Annotated in this window: 9 protein-coding genes and 1 tRNA gene; 7 read left to right on the top strand and 3 right to left on the bottom strand. The window is 72.2% G+C overall.

The features are described from left to right. Nucleotides 1–6: 6 nt before the first annotated feature. From ctaD to fdh, 6 genes are all read left to right on the top strand, one after another. Nucleotides 7–1,719, top strand: coding sequence for a cytochrome c oxidase subunit I (ctaD, locus tag C3488_RS12860; RefSeq protein WP_103839522.1), 1,713 nt, complete (start codon nt 7–9; stop codon nt 1,717–1,719). After that, nucleotides 1,716–2,087, top strand: a complete 372-nt coding sequence (locus tag C3488_RS12855) for a hypothetical protein (protein ID WP_181138992.1) — start codon at nt 1,716–1,718, stop codon at nt 2,085–2,087. The genes ctaD and C3488_RS12855 overlap by 4 nt, the downstream gene beginning before the upstream one ends. 132 nt (nt 2,088–2,219) lie before the next feature. Beyond that, entirely contained in the window at nt 2,220–2,960 is a 741-nt protein-coding gene (locus C3488_RS12850; RefSeq protein WP_181138991.1) for a DUF4142 domain-containing protein, read from the top strand. A 171-nt stretch (nt 2,961–3,131) separates the two neighbouring features. Next, on the top strand, nt 3,132–4,178 hold the full coding sequence (locus C3488_RS12845; RefSeq protein WP_103839521.1) for a 4Fe-4S dicluster domain-containing protein: 1,047 nt from the start codon (nt 3,132–3,134) through the stop codon (nt 4,176–4,178). Continuing rightward, nucleotides 4,175–5,194 carry an NrfD/PsrC family molybdoenzyme membrane anchor subunit gene (gene nrfD / locus C3488_RS12840; protein ID WP_181138990.1) on the top strand — a complete coding sequence of 340 codons (1,020 nt, stop codon included), beginning with the start codon at nt 4,175–4,177 and terminating at the stop codon, nt 5,192–5,194. The genes C3488_RS12845 and nrfD overlap by 4 nt, the downstream gene beginning before the upstream one ends. Before the next feature lie 277 nt (nt 5,195–5,471). Continuing rightward, nucleotides 5,472–8,732, top strand: coding sequence for a formate dehydrogenase (gene fdh, locus C3488_RS12830; protein WP_146067855.1), 3,261 nt, complete (start codon nt 5,472–5,474; stop codon nt 8,730–8,732). A 16-nt stretch (nt 8,733–8,748) separates the two neighbouring features. Here fdh and selD read toward each other — a convergent pair whose 3' ends face one another. After that, on the bottom strand, nt 8,749–9,756 hold the full coding sequence (gene selD, locus C3488_RS12825) for a selenide, water dikinase SelD (RefSeq protein ID WP_103839518.1): 1,008 nt from the start codon (nt 9,754–9,756) through the stop codon (nt 8,749–8,751). Between the two features lie 34 nt (nt 9,757–9,790). Between selD and C3488_RS40470 the strand changes: the two genes are divergently transcribed. Further along, nucleotides 9,791–9,883 (top strand) — tRNA-Sec (locus C3488_RS40470). Between the two features lie 293 nt (nt 9,884–10,176). Here the strand turns inward: C3488_RS40470 and C3488_RS12820 are convergent. Next, the gene (locus C3488_RS12820; RefSeq protein ID WP_103839517.1) at nt 10,177–11,964 is read right to left on the bottom strand and encodes a SelB C-terminal domain-containing protein; all 1,788 of its coding nucleotides are present in this window, start codon (nt 11,962–11,964) and stop codon (nt 10,177–10,179) included. After that, nucleotides 11,961–13,352, bottom strand: a complete 1,392-nt coding sequence (gene selA, locus C3488_RS12815; RefSeq protein ID WP_103839516.1) for an L-seryl-tRNA(Sec) selenium transferase — start codon at nt 13,350–13,352, stop codon at nt 11,961–11,963. Before selA ends, C3488_RS12820 begins: the two co-directional genes overlap by 4 nt. Between the last annotated feature and the right edge of the window lie 157 nt (nt 13,353–13,509).

Raw genomic sequence — 13,509 nt, 5'->3', positions numbered from 1 at the left:
GTTTCGATGACCTCACAGACGGAGCCGGTCACACTCGTACCGGTCGAGGGGCGTCGCCATCCGGGCCGCGTGGTCGTGGCGTGGCTGACGACGACGGATCACAAGAAGATCGGGCACCTGTACCTGGCCACGTCTTTCGTGTTCTTCCTGATCGGCGGGGTGCTGGCGATGCTGATCCGGGCCGAGCTGGCCCGCCCGGGCCTGCAGATCCTGTCGCCCGAACAGTACAACCAGGCGTTCACCATGCACGGCACGATCATGCTGCTGCTGTTCGCCACCCCCACCTTCGCCGGCTTCGCCAACGCGGTGATGCCGCTGCAGATCGGCTCACCCGACGTGGCGTTCCCACGACTCAACATGCTGTCGTACTGGCTGTTCCTCTTCGGGGCCCTGATCGCGATGAGCGGTTTCCTCACCCCCGACGGTGCCGCCGACTTCGGCTGGACGGCCTACACCCCGCTCAGCGGACCTGCACGAACCGCGCACCTCGGTGGCGACCTGTGGATCATGGGACTCGCCCTGTCCGGATTCGGGACAATCCTGGGTGCGGTCAACTTCATCACCACGATCGTGTGCATGCGTGCCCCCGGCATGACGATCTTCCGCATGCCGATCTTCACCTGGAACGTGCTGCTGACCTCGGTCCTCGTCCTGTTCGCCTTCCCCGTCCTCGCCGCGGCGCTGCTCGCGCTGGAGGCCGACCGCCACTTCGGCTCCCACGTCTTCGACCCGGCCGTCGAGGGCTCGATCCTGTGGCAGCACCTGTTCTGGTTCTTCGGCCATCCCGAGGTCTACATCCTGGCGCTGCCGTTCTTCGGCGTGATCAGCGAGATCATCCCGGTCTTCGCCCGCAAGCCGATCTTCGGGTACCTGGGACTGGTGGGCGCGACCATCGCCATCGCCGGCCTCTCGGTCACGGTCTGGGCACATCACATGTTCGCCACCCAGGCCGTACTGCTGCCGTTCTTCTCCTTCCTGACGTATCTCATCGCGGTACCCACGGGGGTGAAGTTCTTCAACTGGATCGGCACCATGTGGAAGGGCTCGCTGTCCTTCGAGCCACCGATGCTGTGGGCGGCCGGCTTCCTCGTCACCTTCCTCTTCGGCGGCCTGACCGGCGTCATCCTCGGCTCGCCGCCGTTGGACTGGCACGTCACCGACACCTACTTCGTGGTGGCGCACTTCCACTACGTGCTCTTCGGCACGATCGTGTTCGCGATGTTCGGCGGCTTCAGCTTTTGGTGGCCGAAGATGACCGGCACCATGCTCGACACCCGCCTGGAGAAAATCCACTTCTGGACGCTGTTCGTCGGTTTCCACACGACGTTCCTCGTCCAGCACTGGCTCGGGGCCGAGGGCATGCCCCGCCGCTACGCCGACTATCTGGCCGCCGACGGCTTCACCTGGCTGAACACCGTTTCGAGCATCGGCGCCTTCCTGCTCGGCCTGTCCACCCTGCCGTTCCTGTACAACGTGTGGAAGACCGCGCAGTACGGCGAGCGCGTCCAGGTCGACGACCCCTGGGGTTACGGCCGCTCGCTGGAGTGGGCGACCTCCTGCCCACCGCCGCGCCACAACTTCACCACCCTGCCCCGCATCCGCTCGGAGTCCCCCGCCTTCGACCTGCACCACCCCGACATGGCCGAGGTCGACTACGTGACGTACACCGGCAAGCGCGACGTCATCGAGGCGCCGGGGCACCAGGGACCCCCGCGGTGAGCCCGGCACCGGACGACAGGCCGCCGCACGCCGAGGGTCCCGCGCTCGCCGCCGAAGTCGAGGGGTACCTGCTCGCCCACGCCGAGTACGACAGGGCGCACCGCGAAGCCGAGGCCCTGTGCGCCCGGCTCCCGTGGCTGACGACCGCACAGGCCGAGGACCTGGTACACCACTACGTCAGCCGGCGTCTCGACATCACCCGTCAGACGCTGGCCACCATCGCCCGGCGCGCCCGGGAGCTGCGGGACGAGTACGAGGCCCGGTACATCACACTGCGGCGCGCTTTGTTCAAGGCCCACGCGGCGTGCGCCTGCGCGCTCCTCGGCATCGCCGGCCTGATCACGGCTGTCTTCCGGCTGACACCCTGAGCACACCTCCGGCTCGCCTCCCGCTGTGACGCACGACACAGGGCGCTGAACAAGTTTTTCCCAAAGCAATGATCGATGCGGCTGGCGCCTACGTACCTCCTGCTGTACAAGCCGCTCGTGCATGGAGGCAGCATGCCCATATCCCGCAACATCGCAGGAACCCTCTTCGTGGCCGGGGCGCTGGGCCTGACCCTCACCGCCCTCGCCTACCCCGCCATGCTCGGCGTCCAGACCACGTCCAGCTCGCCGGACCGTGTCATCGCCAACACCCGGTACGGGCCGCTCACCGAGGCCGACCGCGACTTCGTCGTCAAGGTGCGCTCAGCGGGGCTGTGGGAGTACCCCCTGGGGGAGATCTCCCTGAAGAAGGGATCGTCGCCGGAGATGCGGGAAGCGGGCAAGCACCTGATCGTCGGGCACGCCGGACTCGACGAGATGTGCCGCAAGATCGCCCCGGAGCTGGGCATCACCCTGCCCAACCGGGCCACTCCGCAACAGCAGCAGTTCGTGGCGACCGCACAGGCCGCGAACGGCAAGGAGTTCGACTCCACCGCCGCCAACATCATGCGGGTGACCCACGGCCAGATCTTCCCGGTGATCGCCAAGATCCGCGCCACCACCAAGAACACGCTGGTGCGTCAGCTCGCCGACCTGGCCAACGACACCGTCCTGGACCACCTGACCATGATGGAGAAGACGGGCACGGTCAACTTCGACCAGGCCAACTTCCAGCAGACCACCCCGCCGAAGCTCCCCAAGGACCAGCTCACCCCGCCGGCGCCCCAGCCCGGAGAGCCGATGGTCGTCCTCACCCCGCGCCCGGACCTGAACATCAACACGGCCGCCCCCACGCCCAGCCCGTCGGCCAACTGACGCCCGCCCGCGCGGGCCGAACGGCCGAGCCGCGGAACTGCCGCCTCCGGCACGGAATCCTCCGAGGGCGTTTCCGGCGAGCGCGCCCGGGGGACTCGTGCCAGGCTCGAAACGCGAGTGAGCGCCGAGCTCGACGGGTGCCGATGACGACAGGGCCTAGGAGGTTGGGGCATGACGCGTGGCAGCGCCGCGGAGGCCGGCGGGGCAGGCGAGGACGCCGTGCGCGCCAACCTGCTCTTCGGCCCGCAACCCGACGTGGCGAAGGCGGCCGGGTACACCGACACCCCGCCGCGCATGGGTTTCTTCACGGACACCTCCGTGTGCATCGGCTGCAAGGCGTGCGAGGTGGCGTGCAAGGAGTGGAACTCCGTACCCGAGGACGGCCTTGAACTGACCGGCATGTCCTACGACAACACCCAGGGGCTGGGTGCGGACACCTGGCGGCACGTGGCCTTCATCGAGCAGCGCAAGCCGCTCGGCGGGCAGGAGCCCGGTGCAGGCCACCAGGACGTCGACGTCTTCGACGCCGCCCGGAGCCTCGGCACCTCCGCCTCCTCCCCGGGCCCGGGAGCCACGGCGCCCACGCCCGGCTCCGCACCCCCCGGCGCACCGGCCGGGGAGATCTCGCCGGTGTCCCCGGACGGGCGCACCGAACTGCGCTGGCTGATGGCCTCCGACGTCTGCAAGCACTGCACCCACGCGGCCTGTCTCGACGTGTGCCCGACCGGGTCGCTGTTCCGGACGGAGTTCGGCACAGTGGTGGTCCAGGAGGACATCTGCAACGGCTGCGGGTATTGCGTGCCCGCCTGCCCGTACGGCGTCATCGACCAGCGTCCCCAGGACGGGCGGGTGTGGAAGTGCACCCTGTGCTACGACCGGCTCGGCGTCGGGATGGAACCGGCGTGCGCCAAGTCCTGCCCCACCGACTCCATCCAGTTCGGCCCGCTGGACGAGCTGCGCGAACGCGCGGCCGCCCGGGTCGCCCGGCTCCACGCCGCCGGTGTCACCGATGCCCGGCTGTACGGCGAGAACCCCGAGGACGGCGTCGGCGGCGACGGCGCGTTCTTCCTGCTGCTGGACGAGCCGGAGGTCTACGGTCTGCCGCCCGACCCCGTCGTCACCACCCGGGATCTGCCCTCGATGTGGCGGCACGCGGCGGCGGCCGCCGCATCGCTCGCGGCGCTGGCCGCCGTCAGCTTCGCCAGGAGGCCGCGATGACCGGATCGGACGTCACCCGCGAGGGCGTGCAGGGGGCCCGCCCCGGACGCGAGGCTCTGACCGGTGCGCACACCGGACGCCGTCGGCGGCGCCGCGGACGCGGCGAGCGGTCCATGGTGCCCGAGGCGCGGTTCTCCTCGTACTACGGCAAACCGATCCTGAACAAGCCGGTCTGGAAACCCCTCGACATCGCGGGCTACCTCTACCTCGGTGGCCTCGCGGGCGCGTCGTCGCTGCTCGCCGCCGGGGGGCAGGTCACCGGGCGGCCGGTGCTGGCCCGTACCGCGAAGCTGGGCGCCGCGGGCGCGATCTCGCTGTCGCTGGCCGCGCTCGTGCACGATCTCGGGCGCCCGGCCCGTTTCATCAACATGCTCCGCGTCCTCAAGCCGACCTCACCGATGAGCGTCGGCTCCTGGCTGCTCGCCGGTTACGCGCCGCTGACCGTGGCCGCGGCGGCCGCCGACGTCGCGGGCCGCCACCGCACGGCGGGGGCCGCCGCCACGGCGGGCGCGGCCGTCCTGGGTCCGGCGGTCGCCACCTACACCGCCGTCCTGATCTCCGACACCGCGGTGCCCTCGTGGCACGAGGGCTACCGCGAGATGCCGTTCGTGTTCGCGGGGTCCGCCGCGAGCGCGGCGGCCGGACTGGGCCTGATCGGCGCCCCGGCGACGCAGGCGGGGCCCGCGCGCCGTATGGCGGTGCTGGGTGCCGCCCTGGAACTCGGCGCCTTCCGGCTGATGAAGCGGCGCACGGGTCTGGCGGCGGAACCGTACGAGCACGGCAGGCCCCATGCGCTGCTGCGCGCCGCGGAGGCGCTCACGGCGGGCGGCGCCGTGCTGGCGACCCTCGCGGGCCGGCGTCCGGGCCGCCGCCTGCCGGCGACGGCGGGCGCGGCACTGCTGGCCGGCTCGGCGGCCCTGCGGTTCGCCGTGTTCCAGGCCGGGGTGGTGTCCGCCGAAGACCCCAAGTACACGGTCGTACCCCAGCGGGAACGGCTGGACGCCCGCGGTCGCTGACGGTCCGGCGCCCTACCGGGCGGCCGTTTCGCCGGCCGCCCGGCGGGTACCCAGGACCAGCCGGACCGGAGGGCGGCGAAGGTCTGCCCGGTGAGGAGTTCGACGATCCGGGCGGTCAACTCGGGGACCGGCTGCGCCGACACGCGGCGTTCGAGGATGCCGTGTTGGCCCGCCTGCGGGAGAATCTGCCGCAGGAGGGCCGGGAACGTCCGGGGTCCGGCGTCGTCCGCGCCGGGGAGGCCGCACGACGAGGAACGGAGCGGGAGGAGCAGCAGACATGGGCGTACGCACATGGATCGACTCCTGGCCGGTCTACCGCCAGCTCAAGGGCACCGACCCGCTGGGCCGCGGGGCCGCCGCCAAGAGCGGGACCAGTGCGCGGCTCACGCCCCGGGTCGCCACCGCCGACCGGGTGGTCAAGTCGGTCTGCCCGTACTGCGCCGTGGGCTGCGGCCAGAACGTCTACGTCGAGGACGAGCGGGTCACGCAGATCGAGGGCGACCCCGACTCCCCCGTCTCCCGCGGCCGTCTGTGCCCCAAGGGCGCGGCGAGCCTGCAGCTGACCACCGGCGACGCGCGCGAGCACCACGTCCTGTACCGGCGCCCGTACGGCACCGAGTGGGAGCGTCTCGACCTCGACACGGCGATGGACATGATCGCCGACCGGGTGATCGCGGCGCGCCGGGCCGGCTGGCAGTGGGAGGTCGACGGGACCCGCACCCGGCGTACGCTCGGGATCGCGAGCCTCGGCGGGGCGACCCTCGACAACGAAGAGAACTACCTGATCAAGAAGCTGTTCACCGCCCTGGGAGCGATTCAGATCGAGAACCAGGCACGTGTTTGACACTCCTCCACCGTTCCCGGTCTGGGAACCTCGTTCGGCCGCGGCGGCGCGACCACCTTCCAGCAGGACCTGCAGAACTCCGACTGCATCGTCATCCAGGGCTCGAACATGGCCGAGTGCCATCCGGTCGGGTTCCAGTGGGTGATGGAGGCCAAGGCCCGCGGAGCGAAGGTGATCCACGTCGACCCGCGGTTCACCCGCACCAGCGCGCTGGCCGATCTCCATGTGCCGCTGCGCGCGGGCTCGGACATCGCCTTCCTCGGCGGGATCGTCAACTATGTGTTGAGCAACGAGAAGTACTTCCGCGACTACATCGTGGCGTACACCAACGCGCCGGTGGTGCTGCGGGAGGACTTCCGGGACACCGAGGACCTCGACGGGGTCTTCTCGGGTCTGGACGCCCACAGCCGCAGCTACGACAACAGCAGCTGGCAGTACGAGGGCACGGAGATCCAGGCGGCCTCGGGCGAGCGTGACCAGGAGTACGAGGAGCGCACCCGTGGCGGCCGCTCGGTGTCGGAGGCGGCGCGCGGTGAGGCCCACGGTTCGGGCGGCGCCGCGATCCCCGAGGGCGAGCCCGAGCGCGACGAGACACTGACCCATCCGCGCTGCGTCTTCCAGGTGCTCAAGCGCCACTACGCCCGCTACACACCGGAGATGGTCGAGCGGATCTGCGGGGTGCCGCAGGACCTGTTCCGCCAGGTGTGCGAACTCGTGTCGGAGAACTCCGGACGCGAGCGGACCACCGCCTTCGCCTACGCGGTCGGCTGGACGCAGCACACCGTCGGTGTCCAGTACATCCGTGCGGCCGCCGTGCTGCAGAGCCTGCTCGGCAACATCGGCCGTCCGGGTGGAGGCATCCTCGCCCTGCGCGGACACGCCTCCATCCAGGGTTCGACCGACATCCCCACCCTGTTCAACCTGCTGCCCGGCTACATCCCGATGCCGCACGCGCACCACAACCAGGACCTCGACGCCTTCATCGAGGCGGAGGCGGCGCACAAGGGCTACTGGGGCAACATGCGCTCGTACCTGGTGAGCCTGCTCAAGGCGTACTGGGGCGACGCCGCGACGCCCGACAACGACTTCTGCTTCGACTACCTGCCGCGCCTGACGGGCTCCCACTCGACCTACGAGACGGTGATGGCCCAGCTGGAGGGAACCTGCAAGGGCTACTTCCTGATGGGCGAGAACCCGGCGGTCGGCTCGGCGAACTCCAAGATGCAGCGCCTCGGCATGGCCAACCTCGACTGGCTCGTCGTACGCGACTTCTCCCTCATCGAGTCGGCCACCTGGTGGAAGGACGGCCCCGAGATCGAGACGGGCGAGCTGCGCACGGAGGACATCCGCACCGAGGTGTTCTTCCTGCCGGCCGCCGCGCACACCGAGAAGGACGGCACGTTCACCAACACCCAGCGCCTGCTGCAGTGGCACCACCAGGCCGTCGAGCCGCCCGGCGAGGCGCGCAGCGACCTGTGGTTCACCTACCACCTCGGCCGCGTCATCCGGGAGAAGCTCGCCGGGTCGGCCGACGGAATGGACCGCCCGGTGCTGGACCTGACCTGGGACTACCCCACGAAGGGCCAGATCGCCGAACCGGATGCGGAGGCGGTTCTCGCGGAGATCAACGGCTACGACGCCGAGGGCAACCCACTGGCCTCCTACGAGCAGCTGGAAGACGACGGTTCCACCGCCTGCGGCTGCTGGATCTACTGCGGGGTCTACGCCGACGGCGTGAACCAGGCGGCCCGCCGCAAGCCGGGCCGGCAGCAGAACTGGGTGGCGAACGAGTGGGGCTGGGCCTGGCCGGCCAACCGCCGCATCCTGTACAACCGCGCCTCCGCGGACCCGGACGGCAGGCCGTGGAGCGAGCGCAAGGCACTGGTGTGGTGGGACGAGGAGAAGGCGCTGTGGGTGGGCCACGACATCCCCGACTTCGCGAACGACAAGTCGCCCGGCCACCAGCCCCCGCCGGACGCCACGGGCGCCGAGGCGCTGTCGGGCACCGACGCGTTCATCATGCAGGCCGACGGCAAGGCCTGGCTGTTCGTGCCCTCCGGGCTCACCGACGGGCCGCTTCCCACTCACTACGAGCCGCAGGACTCGCCCTTCACCAACCTGCTCTACCCCCAGCAGCGCAATCCCGTACGGCAGTTGATGCCGACGCACCCGGACAACCGCTACCAGCCCAGCGGCGACGAGCCGGGCACGGAGGTGTTCCCGTACGTCGCCACCACCTACCGGCTCACCGAGCACCACACCGCGGGCGGCATGTCCCGCTGGCAGCCCTACCTGGCGGAGTTGCAGCCGGAGTTCTTCTGCGAGGTGTCACCCGAACTCGCCGCCGAGCGCGGCCTGGAGCACACCGGCTGGGCGACGATCGTCAGCGCCCGGAACGTCATCGAGGCGCGGGTGCTGGTGACCGACCGGGTGCCGCCGCTGACCGTGCACGGCCGCACCCTGCACCAGGTCGGTCTGCCCTATCACTGGGGGCCGAACGGCTACACCACGGGCGACGCGGCCAACGAGCTGCTGCACATGTCCCTCGACCCCAACACCCATATCCAGGAGACGAAGGCGTTCGCCGTCGACATCCGGCCCGGTCGGCGTCCCAGAGGACCGGCCGCCGTCGAGCTGGTGCGTGCCTACCGGGCCCGGGCCGGCATCGACGACCACACCGGTACGGAGGTCTGAACCGCCGTCGCGGAGCTCACTTCAGCACCACCGAGTGCGAGCCGCGCGGGACGAGTTCCCCGATCACCGGCGCGCCGGGTACCTCCCCGGCGACGAGCAGGCCGCCGGAGGTCTGCGCGTCGGCCAGCAGCAGGCGGGTGTCGGCGTCCGTGTCCCCGAAGTCGGTGTGCGGGGCGACCCATTCCAGGTTGCGCCGGGTGCCGCCGCTGACGTAACCGTCCCGTACGGCTTCCCGGGCGCCGTCCAGGTAGGGCACGGCCGCGGTGTCGACCACGGCGGTGACGTTGGAGGCGCGGACCAGCTTGTGCAGATGGCCGAGGAGGCCGAAGCCGGTGACGTCGGTGGCACAGGTGATTCCGGCAGCGAGGGCGGCCTGGGACGCGTCCCGGTTGAGTGCGGCCATCGTGGCGATGGCCTGCTCGAACCGTTCACCGGTGACCTTGTGCCGGTTGTTGAGCACACCGATGCCCAGAGGCTTGGTCAGCGACAGCGGCAGTCCCGGCCGGCCGGCGTCGTTGCGCAGCAGCCGCTCGGGGTCGGCGACACCGGTGACGGCCATGCCGTACTTCGGTTCCGGGTCGTCCACGCTGTGCCCGCCGCCCACGTGGCAGCCCGCCTCGGTGGCGACGTCCAGTCCACCGCGCAGCACCTCGCGGGCCAGGTCGAACGGGAGCCGGTCGCGCGGCCAGGACAGGAGGTTCACGGCCAGCACGGGACGGCCGCCCATCGCGTACACGTCGGACAGGGCGTTGGCGGCGGCGATGCGCCCCCAGTCGTAGGGGTCGTCCACGACCGGGGTGAAGAAGTCGGCGGTGCAGACGATCGCCGCTCCCCGGTGGGTGACCACTGCCGCGTCGTCGCCGGTGGCGAGGCCGACCAGCAGCGGGGTGTCGCCCCCGGCGAGCGGTGGCACGGTCAGCCCCGCGACCACCTCCTCCAGCTCTCCGGGCGGGATCTTGCAGGCGCAGCCGCCACCGTGGGCGAACTGCGTGAGGCGGACGGTTGTTTGGCGGGTCGGTGTCATCCCTGTCTCCCGGGGCACTAGCCTGGCGAGCGGTGGAGGCGTGTGGGTGCCTGGTGGCCCTCCCGGTCTTCAAAACCGAGGTGTCCGAGGATCTCGGGCAGGCGGGTTCGATTCCCGTCCGCCTCCGTCTTTCACCCGCACTCTCCCAGATCCCGGCCTGGCAGGGGCTCGTATCGCTTCGGCCAGGTCGGCGGTGGTGAGCACTGCGGCCGCAGCAGCGTTGCTCATCGGGGAACCATAGACGGCACTCACCGTCAGGCCCGAGCGGGTGGTGCGAAGGCCACGGCGTCGCCGCAGCGGGCCGGTCCGGAACCCGGATTGCGAGGACAAGCTGCCGAAGGCCGGCTGAGCCGTGCCCCGAGGGCGGCGGCCCGGTGATCACGTGGTTGCGCCGCAGGACGGGTTCGATTCCCGTACGCCTCAGCTGCCCGGCTCGGGCCGGCAGCGTCGGTGCTGGTCGTCCACCCGCTCGGTGCGTCCCTGCGCGTCCAGCAGTTCCAGGAGCGGCACGGCCACCCTGCGCGTGGTGTCCAGGGCCCGGCGGGCCTCGCTGAGTGTGAACGGCTGGGGCAGCCGGCGCAGGACGTCGGCGGCCCGGGCGTCCGCTCCCGGCAGCAGCACGATGCCGTCGCCCACCGCCAGCAGTGCTCCCGCCGAGACCGCGGCGGCAACCGCCTTGCGGGTGAGCCCGAGTTCCCTCAGGCGGTCGGCCTCCGGCGCGCGGAACGGCGCCTGCGTCAGCTCGCGTCGCACGGCGTCGACGGCGGCCCGCAGGGGTGGTGGCAGTGTCGGCCGGAGGCTGCCGGGACCGTACAACCGGCCTTGCCGCCGCAGCAGTCGGGCCCGGCCCGGTGTCTCGGCGAGCGCGTCGACCAGCGTCCGGTCGGGCAGGCCGAGCAGGCGCCGGGCCGCCTCGGTCGGCAGGCCCGGTTCCAGCGGGTGCTGCTCGGCGTGCCGCTTCACCTCGGCGGCAAGGCGCTCCCGCAGTGCCGCCCAGTGGGTCTCGTCGACCAGCCATTCCCCGGCGACGGGCGCGGTGGGCGGCGGCACCCCCATCGCCAGCAGCTCCGAGCGGCGGACGAGCCGTCGGCGCCGCAGTTCCCCGGCACCGTCCGGACGGCCGGTCATGGCCGCCAGTTCCGCCGCCCGGGAACGCCCCGCGCCCCGCCGGGCCAGTCGCGGCGGGCGTACGTCGAGCACGGTCACCCCGCGGGGCACGCGCTGCCCGCCCGGCTCGCGCAGCACGGCCCGGTCTCCGACACGCAGGGGAAGGGCCCGGATCAGGGTCAGCCGCGCGGTGTCCTCCCCCAGCGGGCGGACCGTCACCGGGACGGCGGCCGTACCGATGTGGAGGGTGACCGTCCGGGGCAGGTCGGCGACCGGTTCGCCGGTGACACGCACGTCGATCAGATCGGTGAGCAGCCAGCGGTCCGGTGTCAGCAGCACCTGCCCCCGTCGCAGGGCACCGTCCACGGAGCCGTGCACGTTGACCGCCACCCGTGCCACACCGCCGACGGCGGACCGTTCCTCGTGCAGGCACTGCAGCCCGCGCACCTTCAGCGGGGCCGGGCTGTCGCCCGTCACCAGCCGGTCACCGGCGCGCAGGGTGCCCGCGCCGAGCGTGCCGGTCACCACGGTGCCGTGGCCGCGTACGGTGAAGGCGCGGTCCAGCCACAGTCTCACGTCCGCGTCCGCGGGCGGCACCGGCAGCGAGCGCGCCAACCGGGCCAGTTCCGCGCGCAGTTCGTCCAGTCCGGCGCCGGTCACCGCGCTGACCGCCACCGACGGCACCGTGCCGAGCGAGGTGGCGGCCAGGCGCTTCACGGCGTCGGCGCGCACGGGCTCGGGGTCCGCCAGGTCGCTGCGGGTCACCGCGAGCACGGCATGCCGCACCCCGAGCGCGTCGAGGATCGCCAGGTGTTCCTCGGACTGGGGTTGCCAGCCCTGGTCGGCGGCCACGACGAACAGCACGGCGGGCACGGGTCCGACCCCCGCCAGCATGGTGGCGACGAACCTCTCGTGTCCCGGCACGTCCACGAAGGCCAGATGCTCCCCGTCCGCGCCGAGCCGGGTCCACACGAAGCCGAGGTCGAGGGTGAGCCCCCTGCGCCGCTCCTCCTCGAAGCGGTCGGGTTCCATCCCGGTCAGCGCCCGCACCAGGGCGGACTTGCCGTGGTCGACGTGCCCGGCGGTGGCCAGCACCCTCATGGCGCCCACCTTCCCGCCGCGGAGCGCACGGCTTCGGCAAGCCGCTCGTCGTCCTCCGGCGGCACCGCCCGCAGGTCGAGCAGACAGCGCCCCGCATCCAGGCGCCCGACCACGGGGACCGCCCCGGTGCGCAGCGCGGCGGCGTACGACTCGGGCAGGGACAGGGCGGCGCTCGGGAGCGTCACGCCGGGTGCGCCGCCGCCTCCCACGGTCGCCGCGCTGTCGACGGCGTGTACGTCGATGCCGTCGGCGCTCAGCGCCTTGGCGAGCTCCTCGGCACGGGCCATGAGCTGTTCGGGGCCGGCGGCGAGGGCGGCGGCGGTCGGGGTGCGCGGGCCGGTGAGCGTGGCCTCCAGGGCGGCCAGGGTCAGCTTGTCCACGCGCAGGGCGCGGGCCAGGGGGTGCCGGGAGACGGTGCGGACCAACTCCCCGTCGCCGAGGAGCAGTCCGCACTGCGGGCCGCCGAGCAGTTTGTCGCCGCTCGCGGTGACAAGTGAGGCGCCCGACCGCAACTGCGTCTCGGCGTCGGGTTCCTCGGGCAGCAGCGGGTGCGGGGCGAGCAGCCCGGAGCCGATGTCGGAGACCACCGGGACGCCCAGCGGGGCCAGTTCGCCGACATCGGCGGCGCGGGTGAAACCGGTGACGCGGAAGTTGGAGGGGTGCACCTTCAGCACGAACCCCGTCTGAGGTCCGATCGCGGCGGCGTAGTCCGCCTCGGTCGTGCGGTTGGTGGTGCCGACCTCGCGGAGCCGGGCCCCGGTGGAGACCAGGAGGTCCGGGAGCCGGAAGCCGTCCCCGATCTCCACCATCTCCCCTCGGCTGATGACGATCTCCTTGCCGCCGGCGAGCGCGGTCGCGACCAGGACCAGCGCGGCGGCTCCGTTGTTGACGACGTGCGCCGCGGCGGCGGAGGGCACCCGGTCGCACAGCGCTTTCACGGCCGTGCGCCCGCGGCGGGCCCGGACGCCGGTGTGCAGGTCCAGTTCGACGTCGGTGGGCCCGGCGGCCTCCAGCACCGCCTGCCGGGCGGCGGCCGACAGGGACGCCCGGCCGAGGTTGGTGTGCAGCACCACGCCGGTGGCGTTGATCACCGGGCGCAGCCCGCCGGCGGTGCCCGGGAGCAGGGCGAGGGCCGCGTCCCGCACCCGCTCCGGCGGGATGCCGCCGTCGCGCGCCTGCTCCTGCGCCTGCCGCACGGCCGCCTTCACCACGCGCGGCCCCAGCCGGCCCACCGCCTCCGCCAGGCGCGGATCGCTCAGCAGCGTGTCGGTGCGGGGAATGCGCCGTCGCGTGTCGGCGGCGCCGCTTCGCCCGGGCGCGTGTCCGACCGCGGACGCGAGCGCACCGGTCCCGTCACCGACTCCCTCCGGTGTGACCCCCTGCTCCATGCGGCCCCTGCCTCTCCGGCCCCGGTCCGGCTGTCCGAGGAAAACCCATCGTCTCCCAGTGCCCACGGCCGCCCGCTCGACACGCCGGGAGGACAGGGCGGGGCCGTGCGCGGAGTAGCCCGGCATGCGGGTCCGGCCCCCGGGGGCGAGGCTGGTG

Origin of the sequence: Streptomyces sp. Ru72, assembly GCF_002920635.1 — a bacterium.
Lineage (GTDB): Bacteria > Actinomycetota > Actinomycetes > Streptomycetales > Streptomycetaceae > Streptomyces.
The sequence above is the reverse complement of the archived record's forward strand: the minus strand, read 5'-3'. Positions and strand labels throughout refer to the sequence as shown.

Bases quoted from the DNA above. Each gene is read 5' to 3' on its own strand.
- ctaD (WP_103839522.1), top strand. From the start codon at position 7: ATGACCTCACAGACGGAGCCGGTCACACTCGTACCGGTCGAGGGGCGT.
- C3488_RS12850 (WP_181138991.1), top strand. From the start codon at position 2,220: ATGCCCATATCCCGCAACATCGCAGGAACCCTCTTCGTGGCCGGGGCG.
- C3488_RS12845 (WP_103839521.1), top strand. From the start codon at position 3,132: ATGACGCGTGGCAGCGCCGCGGAGGCCGGCGGGGCAGGCGAGGACGCC.
- nrfD (WP_181138990.1), top strand. From the start codon at position 4,175: ATGACCGGATCGGACGTCACCCGCGAGGGCGTGCAGGGGGCCCGCCCC.
- selD (WP_103839518.1), bottom strand. From the start codon at position 9,756: ATGACACCGACCCGCCAAACAACCGTCCGCCTCACGCAGTTCGCCCAC.
- C3488_RS12820 (WP_103839517.1), bottom strand. From the start codon at position 11,964: ATGAGGGTGCTGGCCACCGCCGGGCACGTCGACCACGGCAAGTCCGCC.
- selA (WP_103839516.1), bottom strand. From the start codon at position 13,352: ATGGAGCAGGGGGTCACACCGGAGGGAGTCGGTGACGGGACCGGTGCG.